Origin of the sequence: Paenibacillus sp. FSL R5-0407, from assembly GCF_038009185.1 — a bacterium.
Taxonomy (GTDB): domain Bacteria; phylum Bacillota; class Bacilli; order Paenibacillales; family Paenibacillaceae; genus Fontibacillus; species Fontibacillus vini.
The window spans coordinates 1842614-1857720 of record NZ_JBBPAX010000001.1 but is presented as its reverse complement, the minus strand read 5'-3'; the positions used below and the strand labels follow the sequence as shown (position 1 = coordinate 1857720).

The 15107-nt window shown below is 49.9% G+C and carries 14 protein-coding genes; all 14 read left to right on the top strand.

Annotation, left to right across the window (positions count from 1 at the left end; all coding sequences use genetic code 11):
* The first annotated feature begins 65 nt into the window (after positions 1 to 65).
* A complete protein-coding gene (locus tag NYE70_RS09060) occupies positions 66 to 2363 on the top strand; it encodes an HD family phosphohydrolase (RefSeq protein ID WP_290407722.1) in 2298 nt (765 codons plus the stop codon).
* Positions 2335 to 2832, top strand: a complete 498-nt coding sequence (gene ybeY / locus NYE70_RS09055) for an rRNA maturation RNase YbeY (protein WP_211019841.1) — start codon at positions 2335 to 2337, stop codon at positions 2830 to 2832. Before NYE70_RS09060 ends, ybeY begins: the two co-directional genes overlap by 29 nt.
* Positions 2832 to 3206, top strand: coding sequence for a diacylglycerol kinase family protein (locus tag NYE70_RS09050; RefSeq protein ID WP_211019840.1), 375 nt, complete (start codon positions 2832 to 2834; stop codon positions 3204 to 3206). Before ybeY ends, NYE70_RS09050 begins: the two co-directional genes overlap by 1 nt.
* 28 nt (positions 3207 to 3234) lie before the next feature.
* Positions 3235 to 3648 carry a cytidine deaminase gene (locus NYE70_RS09045; protein ID WP_445323760.1) on the top strand — a complete coding sequence of 138 codons (414 nt, stop codon included), beginning with the start codon at positions 3235 to 3237 and terminating at the stop codon, positions 3646 to 3648.
* A 32-nt stretch (positions 3649 to 3680) separates the two neighbouring features.
* Positions 3681 to 4583 (top strand): GTPase Era, encoded by a 903-nt coding sequence (gene era, locus NYE70_RS09040; RefSeq protein WP_211019839.1) that lies wholly within the window; start codon positions 3681 to 3683, stop codon positions 4581 to 4583.
* Between the two features lie 113 nt (positions 4584 to 4696).
* On the top strand, positions 4697 to 4837 hold the full coding sequence (locus tag NYE70_RS09035; RefSeq protein WP_211019838.1) for a YqzL family protein: 141 nt from the start codon (positions 4697 to 4699) through the stop codon (positions 4835 to 4837).
* 50 nt (positions 4838 to 4887) lie between these two features.
* Positions 4888 to 5637 (top strand): DNA repair protein RecO, encoded by a 750-nt coding sequence (gene recO / locus NYE70_RS09030; RefSeq protein WP_213653823.1) that lies wholly within the window; start codon positions 4888 to 4890, stop codon positions 5635 to 5637.
* 371 nt (positions 5638 to 6008) lie between these two features.
* A complete protein-coding gene (gene glyQ / locus NYE70_RS09025; protein ID WP_211019836.1) occupies positions 6009 to 6896 on the top strand; it encodes a glycine--tRNA ligase subunit alpha in 888 nt (295 codons plus the stop codon).
* Positions 6889 to 8967 (top strand): glycine--tRNA ligase subunit beta, encoded by a 2079-nt coding sequence (gene glyS, locus NYE70_RS09020; protein ID WP_290407721.1) that lies wholly within the window; start codon positions 6889 to 6891, stop codon positions 8965 to 8967. The genes glyQ and glyS overlap by 8 nt, the downstream gene beginning before the upstream one ends.
* 498 nt (positions 8968 to 9465) lie before the next feature.
* Positions 9466 to 9927, top strand: coding sequence for a YaiI/YqxD family protein (locus NYE70_RS09015; protein WP_211019834.1), 462 nt, complete (start codon positions 9466 to 9468; stop codon positions 9925 to 9927).
* A 44-nt stretch (positions 9928 to 9971) separates the two neighbouring features.
* The gene (gene dnaG / locus NYE70_RS09010; RefSeq protein ID WP_211019833.1) at positions 9972 to 11795 is read left to right on the top strand and encodes a DNA primase; all 1824 of its coding nucleotides are present in this window, start codon (positions 9972 to 9974) and stop codon (positions 11793 to 11795) included.
* Positions 11796 to 11890: 95 nt separating this feature from the next.
* Complete coding sequence (gene rpoD, locus NYE70_RS09005; protein WP_211019832.1) at positions 11891 to 13021, top strand: RNA polymerase sigma factor RpoD; 1131 nt, start codon at positions 11891 to 11893, stop codon at positions 13019 to 13021.
* A gap of 199 nt (positions 13022 to 13220) precedes the next feature.
* On the top strand, positions 13221 to 13982 hold the full coding sequence (locus NYE70_RS09000) for a tRNA (adenine(22)-N(1))-methyltransferase (RefSeq protein ID WP_341045718.1): 762 nt from the start codon (positions 13221 to 13223) through the stop codon (positions 13980 to 13982).
* Complete coding sequence (locus tag NYE70_RS08995; RefSeq protein WP_290407720.1) at positions 13958 to 15073, top strand: Nif3-like dinuclear metal center hexameric protein; 1116 nt, start codon at positions 13958 to 13960, stop codon at positions 15071 to 15073. The genes NYE70_RS09000 and NYE70_RS08995 overlap by 25 nt, the downstream gene beginning before the upstream one ends.
* Positions 15074 to 15107: the final 34 nt, after the last annotated feature.

Genomic DNA, 15107 nt, shown 5'->3' with positions numbered 1-15107 from the left:
GCTTACCGGAGTAATGCGTAAAACAGGGTTCGGCGGGCTTTAAATTTTTCAGGAGGGCTGTCTCTATGACCTCAAACTCAAACGATCGACAAGAGAAAAATAAGCTTCACGCCAGAACCGCGGGATGGAAACACAGCACATCGGTTCGTTACGTTCTGTATGTTGTGTTAATTGCCATGCTTTATGTGAGTCTGTCTCCCAAACTGTTGCCCGAAACATATGACATTGCCGTAGGAATGCCCAGCGATAAAGAAATACTGGCTCCGATGGAAATACCGAATACGAAGGCTACTTTGAAGGCGCAGGAAGAGGCCGCAGAGAAGGTAGGACAAGTCTATACCATTCTTCCGCTTCGCAACGAAGCGCTGGTCGGCCAACTGATCGACCGGATCTTCCGGCTGAACCAGGATGACCAGGTGGCGACAGAGGATAAAATTAATATTTACAAAGAAGAGCTGCCCCAGCGCGTTAAGGACCATGTCCAGAATTTCATCATGAATAACCGCAACTCGGGGTCTTATTCTTCGACGCTTTTTCAGGAAGTCACGCAAAAGGTTGACGAACAGCAGTATCATATTTCGGAAGAAACATTTATTAAGATTCCGAAATTGACTGCTGAGGATATCAATGAGATGAAGCCGGTAGCCGCCGACATCGTCGCGCGTCTGATGACGGACCAGATCGTCGATGCCCAGACGGCTCGGGCCAAGGTAGCGGAAATGGTCAGCACGAGCTCGCTGAGCAAGCGAATCTCGCGCGAAGTCGTGCAGGAGCTGGCACGTCTATCCATCACCGCCAACAAGTTTTATGACGAGGAAGCCACAAAAACCGCAAAAGTTGAAGCGCGGGAAAATACACCTACCGTTTATATTAAGCAAGGGGACGTTCTCGTAGCTAAGGGCGAGAAAATTACCCAGGAAATGTATACGCTTCTCGAAAAGAACGGACTGCTTAAGGATGAGGTGAATTATTGGCCGCAATTCGGTCTCGTTTTGCTGTCGTCGCTGATGACGATCGGGCTTATTATGTTTATGCGCCAATCTGAGGGAGTCAGCAGGTTTAAATACAACAACTCTCAATTTGTCATGCTGCTGCTAATTATTCTAATCACTATCATTTCGATGCATATTACGGGGATCGTGCAAAACGAACAGCGGCCATATATCGGGTATCTGGCGCCAATTGCGACCGGTGCCATGCTGATTACTCTTTTGATCGATCTGTCATTGGCTTATATTTGCTCGATCTTGTTTAGTATATTGGCCAGTGTGATTCTAAATGTCCATCAGGGACAAATATTCGATTTTCAGTTTGGCTTTTTTGCCTTCGTTATTTCATTCGCATCGATATTTGCCATTCACCGTGCGAGCCAGCGGTCAACGCTCTTGAAGGCCGGTATCATGACTTGCCTGTTCGGCTCTGTTGCCGTCTTTACGTTGATCGTGATCAACAATAACGGATGGACGGAGTCAAGCACATTGTATGCGATTGGCTTCGCGATTGCGGGGGGCTTGCTGACTACAATTTTGGTCATTGGCCTGATGCCGTTCTTTGAGGTGACATTCGGAATTCTGTCGGCGTTGAAGCTGGTGGAATTGTCCAACCCGAACCACCCGCTTCTCCGGAAGCTGCTTACGGAAACGCCGGGTACTTATCACCATAGTGTGATGGTCGGCAATTTATCGGAGGCGGCTGCGGAAGCGATCGGTGCGGACGGGCTGCTGTGCCGCGTCGGATCGTATTATCACGATATCGGGAAAACGAAACGGCCGAGCTATTTTATTGAAAATCAAAACAATATGGAAAATCCGCATGATTTCATCGACCCGAAACTGAGCAAATCGATTATTATCGCCCATGCCAGAGACGGAGTTGAAATGCAGAAGGAATACAAGCTGCCGAAGCCGATCCGGGATATTGCGGAGCAGCATCACGGAACGACGTTCCTGCATTATTTCTACCACAAAGCGCTTGCTCTCGCCGAAGAACAAGGCGTGGAGCCGGATTTTACGGAGAAAGATTTCCGATATCACGGTCCTAAGGCCCAGTCGAAGGAAGCTGCGGTGGTTGGGATAGCCGATAGCGTCGAGGCGGCCGTTCGTTCATTGCGCAAACCGACGGTAGAGCAGGTGGAAACGATGATCGAAAAGATTATCAAAAGCCGGCTGGACGATCACCAGTTCAATGAGTGCGATTTAACGATGCGGGAGCTTGATCTGATTGCCCAAACATTAAAAGAAACGGTGATGGGAATTTTCCATTCCCGGATTGAGTATCCGGAACAAATCAAGAAGACAAAAGCAAATGACGAGAAGGATAGGGGGCTTGATGTGAATGGGACTAAGTCTGGCTTGGAACAATGAACAGGAGATTATGGAGATCGGCGAGGATTTGATTGAGCTGCTGGACAAGCTGTTGCAAAAAGCGGGTGAGGTTGAAGGCGTGACGGAAGGGGAAGTAGCCCTTACATTTGTCAGTGATGAGGCCATTCATGAATTGAATCGGGATTATCGCGGGATCGATCGTCCGACAGACGTGCTTTCTTTTGCGATGAACGAGTCTCTGGACGAGGAAATGGATATCGTTTATGAGCTTGAAGAGGGAGAAGAACTGGATGATATGACCGATGTGCTCGGAGATATTATTATTTCCGTTGAACGGGCTCAGGCGCAAGCGGAAGATTACGGTCATTCATTAACCCGTGAGATCGGATTTTTGTTCGTACACGGCTTTTTGCATCTGCTTGGTTATGATCATCAGGACGTGGCGAGCGAAAAAGTGATGATGGGGAAACAGGAAGCCGTTCTGGCCCAGGTCGGGCTTGTTCGCTAATGGTCTCCCGGCGTAAATGGAGCGCCACCTTTCGAAGTGCCTGGAGCGGGGTAATAACTTCATTGAGAACGGAGCGAAACCTCCGGGTCCACGTAGCGGCGGCGATCCTTGTGATCCTGGCCGCGCTCTTCTTCCGGCTTCCGGTGAGGGACCTGGCGCTGCTGCTCCTGGTGATCTCCGTGGTCATAACGGCTGAATTGTTGAATACCGCTATTGAAGCTGCAGTCGATCTGGCGACTCCGGAATGGCACAGACTGGCCAAAATTGCCAAGGATGCCGCAGCCGGAGCTGTCCTGGTCGCCGCGGCTTTTGCCGTTCTAATCGGGATTTTGCTGTTTTATAACCCGGTTATGACCTGGCTCGGCGGGGGCTAGTGATCAAAAGAATGGGAGATGATAGAGTATGAATATCGATTATAACGCTTTGCTTCAGGAAGCGATTAAAGCCCGGACGGCCGCCTATATAGCTTATTCGGGTTTTGGAGTGGGAGCGGCCCTGCTGGATCAGGAAGGCCGTGTCCACCGTGGCTGCAATATTGAAAATGCGGCCTATGGACCGACCAACTGCGGCGAGCGGACGGCTATTTTCAGGGCGATCGCGGACGGCCTGCAGCCTCGTACCTTCAAGGCTATAGCGGTAGTCGGCGATACGGAAGGTCCGATCTCGCCATGCGGCGTCTGCCGGCAGGTAATGCTTGAGTTGTGCGGACCGGATATGCCGGTCATTCTCGGCAACCTCAAAGGGGATATCCGCGAGACTACGGTTGGCGAACTGCTTCCTTACTATTTCAGCTCCTCCGATTTGAACGAAAAATAACAAAGGTTTCCTGTACGGAAAGGAATAACATCATGGCTAAAAATAAATTTAAATCCGGCTTTGTGGCCATCGTAGGCCGGCCGAATGTCGGCAAATCGACCTTGATGAATCAAATCATCGGTCAAAAAATCGCAATCATGTCCGACAAACCGCAAACGACGCGGAATAAAATTCATGGGGTATATACATCCGAGGAAATGCAGGTTGTTTTCCTGGATACGCCAGGTATCCATAAGCGCCAGTCGAAGCTCGGAGATTATATGAATACGACTGCACTAAATACGCTCGGAGAAGTGGAAGCGGTTCTGTTCCTCGTCGATACGGCCGAGGGATTGGGCGGAGGCGACCGTTTTATTATCGAGCGGCTGAAAGACCTGCGCACTCCCGTCATTCTCGTTCTGAACAAAATCGATCGTATACAGCCGGAAGAATTGCTGCCGATTATCGAGGAGTACCGGAAGCTGTACGATTTTGCGGAAATCGTTCCTATCTCGGCTAAGCTGGGTAATAATGTGAATACATTGCTGGAACAGATTGGCAAGTACCTGCCGGAAGGCCCGCAATACTATCCGGAAGACCAGGTGACCGATCATCCGGAGCAATTCGTCTGCGCGGAGCTCATCCGGGAGAAAATTTTGCACTTAACCCGGGAAGAGGTGCCTCATTCCATCGCCGTAACTATCGAAGATATGCGCGTCGAGGATAACGGTGTCGTATATATCTCGGCTGTCATATTTGTGGAGCGGGATTCCCAAAAAGGGATCATTATCGGGAAGCAGGGCTCGCTGCTTAAGGAAGTCGGTAAATTGGCGAGACATGACATCGAGAATTTGCTGGGCTCCAAGATTTTCCTCGAGCTTTGGGTTAAAGTGAAGAAAGATTGGCGTAACCAGGACCGCGTATTAAAAGATCTCGGATTCCACAGAGATGCTTAAATAATTTATTTAACTCTTTATGCTGGGAGTTATTGCAACGCATAGTTCGTGTTCACCCGCGCATCCTATTCTTTGAAGATGCAGGCGTCTTTCCGAAGAAAGGGTGAATACGAATGCGAGATTTTTCGTGGAAGTATTTTTCAATGACTGGAGATGTCGACGCTTATTTGTTATACAAAGAAGCTGGCGGCAATTCCGAGGAGGAAGCCGCGGCAGCGGAGGAGATTTTTGTTCCGGAAGAACAGGCCGAATAATTCGGCGCTGGTATTTTTATTAGAATGAGGTCAGGCTTGGGGGAAGAGACATGCTATACAGGGTGGAGGGAATCGTCATCCGCAGCATGGACTACGGCGAGGGAAACAAAATCATTACGCTCTGCACGGAGTCCCATGGGAAAATCGGGGTACTGGTACGCGGAGCAAAAAAAGTAAAAAGCCGTCATGCTGCACTTACACAGCTTTTTACTTTTGGGGAATTTGCATTTTTTCGCCAAAACAGCGGATTAGGTACTTTGAATTCAGGTGAGATTATTGAATCTCACTTTTCTTTACGTGAAGACCTGTATCTGGCTGCTTATGCTTCTTATGCTTGCGAATTGCTCGACAAGACGCTACAGGACGAGGAAGTGGGAAGCTTTTGGTTCACGCAGCTGAAAGCGTGCCTGGAAGGACTTTCGGCCGGAAAAGATCCACAGATCGTTATCCATCTATTTGAGATGAAAATATTGCAGGCGGCAGGGTACGGACCCTCGTTTGAATCATGTATTTCCTGCGGACGGGTCGATGACTCTCTTGCGGTCAGCCCCCGGCTTGGAGGCAAATTATGTCGTGCATGCCGTCATCACGATCCGGCGGCGTTGCAATTGACGCCAGGAACCTATAAATTATTGTCTCTTTTTGAGAAAATGGATCTTAGAAGGCTTGGCAATATCGAAGTGAAGGATGCGACGAAAAAAGAGCTGAAATCCGTAATGAGAGCATTTATGGATATGCAGCTTGGACTCAGGCTTAAATCCCTTCAATTTCTAGACCAATTGGACAAATACGAAATTTGACGAACGACCTATTATCATATATTATAGATGAGAATTTCTTCTTTAAATGGGCATTGAAATGCCTTTTATCGGAGACTCATGCGTCGAACGGGAAAAGTAATGAGCTTGGGCCGAATAGCGAGCCGGGGATAGTGCAAGCCTGGCCGGAAAACTCATGAAATGGCGCCCCGGGAGTGTGGGGATTTGTTCGTGAAAAGTGGATTTGTGTCGGGCCGTTAATGACCGGCGCTTCGCAAATCAAGTAGGGTGGAACCGCGGGACTTTTGCTCTCGTCCCTATGTCTGGCAGCAGGCGTAGGCGACGGGAGCTTATTTGCGTCTTCCGTTGCGTAAACCTGAACTGACCTAAATATGCGTAAGGAGTTGTGGTTCATGAATTTTCAACAAATGATTTTGACACTGCAGCAGTTCTGGGCGGAACAAAACTGTATAGTGGTCCAGCCATATGACGTGGAGAAAGGCGCAGGTACGCTCAATCCGATGACCTTCTTGCGTTCCATTGGACCGGAACCGTGGAATGTGGCTTACGTTGAGCCTTCCCGCCGTCCGGCCGACGGACGTTACGGGGAAAACCCGAACCGGCTGTATCAGCATCACCAGTTCCAGGTTATTTTGAAGCCTTCTCCGGATAATATTCAAGAGATTTATTTGGAGAGCCTGAAGCGTCTCGGTATCAATCCGTTGGAGCATGATATCCGTTTTGTTGAGGATAACTGGGAGCATCCGGGACTTGGCGCATGGGGACTCGGTTGGGAAGTTTGGCTCGACGGCATGGAGATTACGCAATTTACGTATTTCCAGCAGGTCGGCGGCATTGAAACTAACCCCGTTGCCGTGGAAATTACCTACGGTATGGAGCGTCTGGCTTCTTATATTCAGGATAAAGAAAATGTGTTCGATTTGGAGTGGGTTGACGGTACTACCTATGGCGACGTCTTCCATCAAGCGGAATTCGAGCATTCGAAATATACTTTTGAAATTTCCGACGTAAAAATGTTGTTCACTTTGTTCAATATGTACGAACAGGAAGCGGGCAAAGCGATGGAGCAGCATCTTGTATTCCCGGCTTACGATTACGTCCTGAAATGTTCGCACACCTTCAACCTGCTGGATGCCCGCGGCGCGATCAGCGTGACGGAACGGACAGGATACATTACCCGGGTGCGGAATTTGGCCCGCCAGGTGGCGGCCACTTATTTGGAGGAACGTGAGAAGCTCGGATTCCCGATGCTGCAGAAAGGAGGCGTTGTCCGTGACTAAGGATCTGTTGTTTGAAATCGGAATGGAAGAAATGCCCGCCCGCTTTATCCGCGCGGCTATGGAGCAATTGAAGGATCGTTTGGAAAAATGGCTCGAGGAATCCGTGATTCCGCATGGAGCCGTTGAGAGCTATGCAACTCCTCGTCGTTTGGCCGTGCTCGTTAAAGACGTGGCCGAAAAGCAGGAGGATGTTCACGAGGAAGTGAAAGGACCTTCCCGCAAAATCGCTCTCGGCGAAAACGGGGAATGGAGCAAAGCCGCTTTGGGATTTGCGCGAAGTCAAGGCGTTGACCCTGAGCAATTTACGTTCAAGGAGCTTGCGGGAACGGAATATATCTATGTTAGCAAAAGCCGGGCAGGGGTAGAAACGAAAACCATTGTAGCCGATGGTCTGAACGGCATTCTGCATGCGATGAACTTCCCGAAAAACATGCGCTGGGGCAACTATGATTTCAAATTCGTCCGTCCGATCCGCTGGATGGTAGCTCTGTTCGGCGAAGAAATCATCGAGCTTGAAGTAGCCGGTGTGAAGTCCGGAAACGTCACGAGAGGCCACCGGTTTCTTGGTCAAGATACGGTTATTTCCGCACCTTCAGCATACGTTGAAGCGATGCGTGCCCAACATGTGATCGTCGACGTCAGCGAACGGGAAGAGCTGATCAAGAATCAAATCAAGGCCTTGGCTGAAGAAAAAGGCTGGAATATCGCGGTGAAGGACGATCTGCTGGAAGAGGTTCTGTTCCTTGTCGAGACGCCGACGGTGTTATTCGGCAAATTCGAAGAGTCTTTCCTGAACATTCCACAGGAGGTTCTGATTACTTCGATGCGTGAGCATCAGCGGTATTTCCCGGTACTTGATGAAAAGGGTGCTTTGCTGCCGTTCTTCGTTACGGTACGAAACGGGGATGACCGTTCCCTTGATGTCATTGCAAGAGGGAATGAGAAGGTTCTCCGTGCCCGTCTGTCCGACGCGAAGTTTTTCTATGAGGAAGATCAGAAGCTGGCAATCAAGGACGCGCTTTCGAAACTGGAAAGCATTGTGTTCCACGAAGAGCTGGGAACGGTCGGGGATAAAGTGCGCCGGATCCGCCGGAATGCTGAAAAGCTGTCCGATCTGATCGGCATTGATACGGGAACGGCGGAATCTGTCAGCCGTACCGCGGAAATATGCAAATTCGACCTCGTTACGCAAATGGTTTATGAATTCCCTGAGTTGCAGGGCGTCATGGGCGAAGATTACGCGCGCAAGGCCGGAGAATCCGAGGCGGTGGCGAAGGGGATCTTCGAACACTATCAGCCGCGGTTTTCCGGGGATAGCGCTCCTGCATCAAGCGTCGGCTCTATCGTGAGCATCGCCGATAAAATCGATACTATTACCGGATGCTTCTCCATCGGCATCATTCCGACGGGATCGCAGGATCCGTACGGACTTCGTCGTCAGGCAGCCGGTATCGTTCAGATTATTCTGGAGCATGGGCTGGCGGTGAAACTGAGCGATATTTTTGCCATCGCTTTGGATACTCATCAGCATTTCCATGAACTGAAACGGACCCGGGAAGAAATCATGAAGGATCTGATGGAGTTCTTCGGCTTGCGCGTAAGAAAGACACTGTCCGATAGCCTTCGTTACGATGTGGTTGATGCCGTTATGACCGCCGGATTTGATGATGTAGTTTCCGTGGTTGCCCGTGGCGCCGCTTTGATGGCTGCAGTGAATGAGCAGGATGATTTCAAGTCGACGGTAGAATCCTTTGGCCGGGTCAGCAATTTGGCCGCCAAAGCATCGGCCGCCAAAGTAAGATCCGATTTGCTGGACGACCCTGCCGAACAAGGTCTTTATGATACTTGGCGCAAAGTAACCGAGGAATACCGGAAATCGCTGGATGGTCGCAATGCCGCTGAAGCATTGCAGCATCTCGGCGGACTGAAGAACGCCATCACCGTTTTCTTTGATGCGGTTATGGTCATGGCTGAGGATGAAGAAATCCGCACGAACCGTCTTGCTTTGTTGGCGGCAATCGATCGGGATCTTAAAGCCTTCGCCGATTTCAGCAAACTAGTCTGGGCATAATATAGAGGAAGTCAACTTCTCCGTGCTGAAAGCCCGGTTTTTGAACCTGATTTGAAGAGGTAGTTCAAAAAGCCGGGCTTTGATTCAAAGTAAGTTAAAGTACGGAGTAGCGAAATACGGACTTGGCTTGAATTAGCTGTAATACCTGCAGCTAAATCAAGCCGGTAAGGCTGTTTGAAGCAAATTTGATGTAGAACCTGCAGTTAATTTTGTTCTTTCGGCGGAAATTGGCATAATGGCTCAAATTAACGGTAGGTTTTACAGTTAATTTGGGATACTGAGGGTAAAAGGCCGAAATAGCTGTAAGTTTTGCAGTTATTTTGAGGCAGTTGGTAAAAGGCCGAAATAGCTGTAAGTTTTGCAGTTAATTTATGAGGCTGAAGGCTGCAGTCAGAGGGAAGAGAGCGGCCCCGAGCTTACTAAGAAGCAGTCGCTGGAGCGTAACGTATAGTTAATCTTATTCAGCCGGGAGTTCCGGCGAAAGGGAGCGGGAGTCTGATGGATATACGAATTGTCGTTGACGGGGACTCCTGCCCTGTCAAGGAAGAAATCGTTGCAGCGGCGCGGAGCTACGGAGTCCGCGTATTGATGGTCTCCTCTTACGATCATGTGCTTCGCGGAAGTGAAGGCGTGGATATTGTTCAGGTTGACCGCAGTCAGCAAAGCGCCGATCTGTACATTGCCAACCATATTGCTAAGCACGATATCGTCGTCACGCAGGATTACGGACTTGCGGCGTTGGCGATTGCCAAATCATGTAGAACTTTGTCTCCCCGGGGCGAAATATTTGACCCGGGGAATATTGATTATTTGCTCGAACGCCGCCATCATCATGCCAAGGCCCGGCGCGGAGGGCGCTATTTCAAGGGGCCTCGGCCTTTTACGGATGAGGACCGGGGACATTTTACTGAGGTATTGTTAAAACTTTTGCAAGATATGCAGGAGAATGTACAATTTTAGCGAATTATTATTTACGTGTCTTAAGAAAGATGAAGGTGGTTTAGATGAGTACCGGACGAGGAAGTATTCCGGAGGAAGTCATCGAGGCAGTCTTGCGGCAGCATGATATCGTCGATACGGTCGGCAAGCACGTTCATCTGACAAAACAGGGCAAATATATGAAAGGGCTTTGTCCGTTTCATTCGGAGAAAACCCCTTCATTCACGGTGACGCCCGACCGTCAAATTTTTCATTGTTATGGCTGCGGCAAAGGCGGAAACGCGATTAAATTCCGAATGGAGATCGAAGGCCTGACTTTCCCGGAGGCGGTCAGAATGATGGCCGAAGAAGCCCATATCCCGTTTGATTACGGAACGGCCGGCCAGGGAGATGCGCCGCGAAATCTGGAATTAGAGCAACAACTGCAAGCCCATGAATGGACGTCCAAGCTGTATCATTTCCTGCTGAAAAATACGGAACACGGCAAACCGGCTATGGATTATCTTAAATCCAGAGGGTTTACCGACAAAGCCATCGACACGTTCCAAATCGGCTATGCGCCGGCGCGTTGGGATACGCTCGTTCAATTTTTGGAGAAGCGATCCTTTGATCTGGGAACGATGGAGAAAGGCGGCTTATTATCTTCCAAGCAGGATGGTACCGGCTATGTTGACCGTTTTCGCGACAGGGTGATATTTCCGTTGCACAACCGGAATGGCAAGGTGATTGCTTTTGCCGGAAGAGTGCTCGGGGAGGGACAGCCTAAATATTTGAACTCGCCGGAGAGCAAATTGTTCAGCAAGAGCCGTACGCTCTACAATCTTCACCAGGCGAAGGCGGAAATCCGGAAATCACGGCAGATCGTATTGTTTGAAGGATACGGCGATGTCATCAGCGCTTGGGAAGCCGGCGTGCATAATGGCGTTGCCACGATGGGAACGGCATTGACCGAAAGCCATGCGGCGATGATGAGGGGTCTTGCGGACGAAGTCATCGTTTGCTATGACGGAGATAATGCGGGACAAGCCGCAGCTCTCAAAAGCATTCCGATTTTGGAAAGTCTTGGTTTTACCGCGAAAATCGCCCTGCTTAGCGAAGGGATGGATCCGGATGAATTTATCCAGAAGCACGGGGCCGAGCGTTTCAAGCATCAGGTGTTAGATGGAGCTGTTTCATCCGTCAAATTTAAGCTTATATATCTGAAAAAAAACCATATACTGCTAGAGGAAGACGGAAAGGTCGCTTACATCAAAGATGCGCTCGAAGTAATTGCACCCTTGCCGTCGCCGACGGAGCGGGAGATTTATTTGAAGGAAATGTCCGCCGATCTTCAGGTATCGTTTGACAGCTTGAAGCAGGAATGCAACGAAATGCGCCAGGCTATGCAAAAAAAGATACCGGCGGGGGATAATACGGCCAAAAGGTGGAATAATGGTAGGCATAAAAAGGGGCAGGCGTCCATGCCGGTTCTGCTGCCCGCTTATCATGTTGCGGAACGTAGGCTGCTTTCCTTTATGCTTCAGGATGACGAAGTCGCCCGGTATGTGGGCGATCGTCTAGGGGACAGCTTTAACATCGGTGAACATACAGCGATCGCTGCTTATCTATACGCCTATTATGCGCAGGGAAAAGCGCCTGATGCCAGCCGGTTCATCTCATCGCTTCAGGACGACAAGCTGGAGCAAACCGTTATTTCCATCGCCATGATGGATACGCCAGCAGAATGGAGCACCCAGGAGCTGGATGATTGTATCCGGGAAATCCAGAAGGTCCCGCTGCAGGCAGAAATAAAGCGCAAGAAGGAAGAGATGGTATCGGCTGAACGGGCCGGGGATTTTTTGCGTGCGGCACAAATTGCAAGTGAGATTATTGCCCTAGAGAGACAGTAGAAGTGCGTGTTAAAAAGTCAGATCAGTAACCGACTTTTTGAACAACCTCTATAAGAATGGACTTTCGGATGTTTCTAGGGAGGAGGGAGCCAGAAATGACGAATGATCAGCATACTGAACTAGAAACTGAACTAACCTTGGATCAGGTCAAGGACCGTCTGATTGAGCAGGGTAAGAAGAGGTCTTCATTGACCTATAAAGAAATCATGGAGAAGCTCTCCCCTTTCGAACAGGATCCCGAACAGATGGACGAGTTTTATGAACATTTGGCTGATTTGGGCATCGATATTACGGGCGACAGCGATGAAGAGCTGACAAACCGCAATAATGACGAGGAAGGGCGCGAATCGAGCGATGAGTTCAGCTTTGAAGATGACTTAACGCTGCCTCCCGGCATTAAAATCAATGACCCGGTTCGGATGTACCTGAAAGAAATCGGTCGGGTACCTCTTTTGTCGGCAGATGATGAAATGGAATTGGCCAAACGCATAGAGAACGGGGATGAGGAAGCCAAACGCAGGCTTGCCGAAGCCAACTTGCGTCTCGTGGTCAGCATCGCCAAACGTTATGTAGGCCGGGGTATGCTGTTTCTCGATTTAATCCAGGAAGGCAATATGGGCCTGATCAAAGCGGTCGAGAAATTCGACCATAAGAAAGGCTTTAAATTCAGTACCTATGCGACATGGTGGATTCGCCAGGCAATCACCCGCGCCATTGCGGACCAGGCCAGAACGATCCGGATTCCGGTGCATATGGTGGAAACGATCAATAAGCTGATCCGGGTATCCCGTCAACTTCTGCAGGAGTTAGGGCGTGAACCGGCGCCGGAAGAGATCGCTGCAGAGATGGAGCTCAGCGTCGAAAAAGTGCGCGAGATCATGAAAATCGCGCAAGAGCCCGTATCGTTGGAAACGCCGATCGGGGAAGAAGACGACTCCCATCTCGGCGATTTTATCGAAGACCAGGAAGCGTTGGCGCCTGCCGATGCAGCTGCATACGAACTCCTGAAGGAACAGTTGGAGGATGTTCTTGATACGCTTACGGAACGCGAAGAGAACGTGCTTCGCCTGCGTTTCGGTTTGGATGACGGCCGAACGAGAACATTGGAGGAAGTAGGCAAGGTGTTTGGCGTAACGCGGGAAAGAATTCGCCAGATTGAGGCGAAGGCGCTCCGCAAGCTGCGTCATCCTAGCCGAAGCAAACGGCTGAAGGATTTCCTCGAATAAGCGAATGCGAAAATTCCGACCTTCTGCAGTTAAGCAGCAAGGTCTTTTTTTTCACAGAAAAAGATGTAGTGCCTGGACTTCTTTCTTTTGGAACTATTTCCTTCTTTTTCTTTATTGTTCTTTATTTTAGCTTTTTTCCATGACCATTGCAAATGGCCTTGGGAGGATAAATACCAAAAATAGGGGGTGTGGTTGCGTCATGAAACTTTCAGCAAGATTACAGCATATTTCGGACCGGCTTTCGCCCGGTTGCAGGCTGGCGGATATAGGATCGGATCATGCCCTGCTTCCGGTTTATGCGGTACAAAACGGGCGTGCCTCCTTTGCCGTAGCGGGCGAAGTAAACGACGGCCCTCTTGAAGCGGCCAAGCGGCAGGTAGCCGAAGCCGGAGAGAGCAAGCGGGTGTCTGTCCGTAAAGGAGACGGCCTGGCCGTTGTCGAGCCGGGAGAAGTGGATGCCATCACGATTGCCGGTATGGGCGGAGCGTTGATCGCCTCGATTCTGGAGGCAGGGAAAGACAAGCTTGCGGGAGTTAAGCGGCTTGTCCTTCAGCCGAATGTCGGGGAGGATATCGTGAGGAGCTGGCTTATTGCAAACGGCTGGTATTTAAGTGAGGAGATCATCCTTGAGGAAGACGGCAAAATATATGAGATTCTTACGGCGGAGACAGGACCGGATGCAGCCAAGCTCAACGATCAATTATATTCGGAGCGTACGATTTCCGGCAGCACGGTTTCTCTTACCAGAGATCTGCTTTTGCTTATGGGTCCGCATTTGACGGAATCGAAGGACGAGGTGTGGTTTGCCAAATGGCGCTCCGAAATCGATAAGCTGGATAAAATCCGGCAGTCCGTGGCCACATCTAAACAGGAATCTTCGCGTGAGAAAGAAGAGTCGTTGAATCAACTTTCAAACCGGCTTAAGGAGGTGCTGGCATGTTTGCAAAAGGCCAAACTGTAATTCAGTATATGGAGCAGCTTGCCCCCAAGCATGTGGCGATGGAGGATGACAAGATCGGTCTTCAGCTTGGAACGCTGCAAAAGGAAATTACGGGCGTACTGACCGCGCTTGATGTGAATGAAGAGGTGATCGACGAAGCAATCGCGCTCGGAGCCAATTTAATCATTGCTCATCACGCCATCATTTATCGTCCGCTTCGGAATTTGCAGAGCGATACGCCGATGGGCAAAGTATATGAAAAACTGATTAAACATGATATTGCTGTTTATGTGGCACATACGAACCTTGATGTGACCGAAGGCGGGATGAACGACTGGATGGCGGAGGTGCTCGGTATTGAGAGCAGCTCTTCCGTGGAAGACATCCACACCGACAATATGTACAAGCTTGTTGTATTCGTGCCTAAGGACCATCATCAACGCGTGCTGGATGCCGTGCTGAACGCAGGGGCGGGCGCTATCGGCAATTATAGCCATTGCAGCTTCAATATTGAAGGATACGGTACCTTCGTTCCTGGAGAAGGAACTGATCCGTTTATCGGGAAACAGGGCCAACTGGAAAAAGCGGAGGAAATCCGAATTGAAACCATTGTGCCTCAAAGCATTCGCAGCAAAGTGATTCAAGCGATGTTGAAAAGCCATCCTTATGAAGAGGTGGCTTACGATCTGTATCCGATGGACCTGAAGGGCCGTACCTTCGGACTCGGACGGGTCGGCAAGCTGAACGAGCCGGTTACTTTGAAACAATTCGTCCAGCGTGTGAAAGAGAAGCTGGATGTACCGTTTGTTCGAGTGGTCGGCGATTTGGACCGTCAGATTAAAAAAGCGGCGGTGATCGGGGGCTCAGGCGGGAGATACTGGAAGGCTGCGATGTTCCGGGGAGCGGATGTGCTCGTTACGGGAGATATCGATTACCATACGGCCCAAGATGCGTTGATGGCCGGACTCACCTTGATCGATCCGGGGCATAACGCCGAGAAGATTATGAAGCCTCGGGTGGCTGCGTGGTTAAAGGAAAAACTGGAGGAAGGGAAATACGAAACCAAGGTGTTTAGTTCCGGAGTTCATACGGAGCCGTTTAATTTCCTCTAGTTTCTACTTGTGATTCAGCGGCAATGCCTGTATA

Coding starts and splice junctions, on each gene's coding strand:
- NYE70_RS08995 (WP_290407720.1), top strand. CDS start 13,958: ATGTTTGCAAAAGGCCAAACTGTAATTCAGTATATGGAGCAGCTTGCC.
- NYE70_RS09000 (WP_341045718.1), top strand. CDS start 13,221: ATGAAACTTTCAGCAAGATTACAGCATATTTCGGACCGGCTTTCGCCC.
- ybeY (WP_211019841.1), top strand. CDS start 2,335: ATGGGACTAAGTCTGGCTTGGAACAATGAACAGGAGATTATGGAGATC.
- era (WP_211019839.1), top strand. CDS start 3,681: ATGGCTAAAAATAAATTTAAATCCGGCTTTGTGGCCATCGTAGGCCGG.
- NYE70_RS09045 (WP_445323760.1), top strand. CDS start 3,235: ATGAATATCGATTATAACGCTTTGCTTCAGGAAGCGATTAAAGCCCGG.
- recO (WP_213653823.1), top strand. CDS start 4,888: ATGCTATACAGGGTGGAGGGAATCGTCATCCGCAGCATGGACTACGGC.
- NYE70_RS09015 (WP_211019834.1), top strand. CDS start 9,466: ATGGATATACGAATTGTCGTTGACGGGGACTCCTGCCCTGTCAAGGAA.
- rpoD (WP_211019832.1), top strand. CDS start 11,891: ATGACGAATGATCAGCATACTGAACTAGAAACTGAACTAACCTTGGAT.
- dnaG (WP_211019833.1), top strand. CDS start 9,972: ATGAGTACCGGACGAGGAAGTATTCCGGAGGAAGTCATCGAGGCAGTC.
- NYE70_RS09050 (WP_211019840.1), top strand. CDS start 2,832: ATGGTCTCCCGGCGTAAATGGAGCGCCACCTTTCGAAGTGCCTGGAGC.
- glyQ (WP_211019836.1), top strand. CDS start 6,009: ATGAATTTTCAACAAATGATTTTGACACTGCAGCAGTTCTGGGCGGAA.
- NYE70_RS09035 (WP_211019838.1), top strand. CDS start 4,697: ATGCGAGATTTTTCGTGGAAGTATTTTTCAATGACTGGAGATGTCGAC.
- NYE70_RS09060 (WP_290407722.1), top strand. CDS start 66: ATGACCTCAAACTCAAACGATCGACAAGAGAAAAATAAGCTTCACGCC.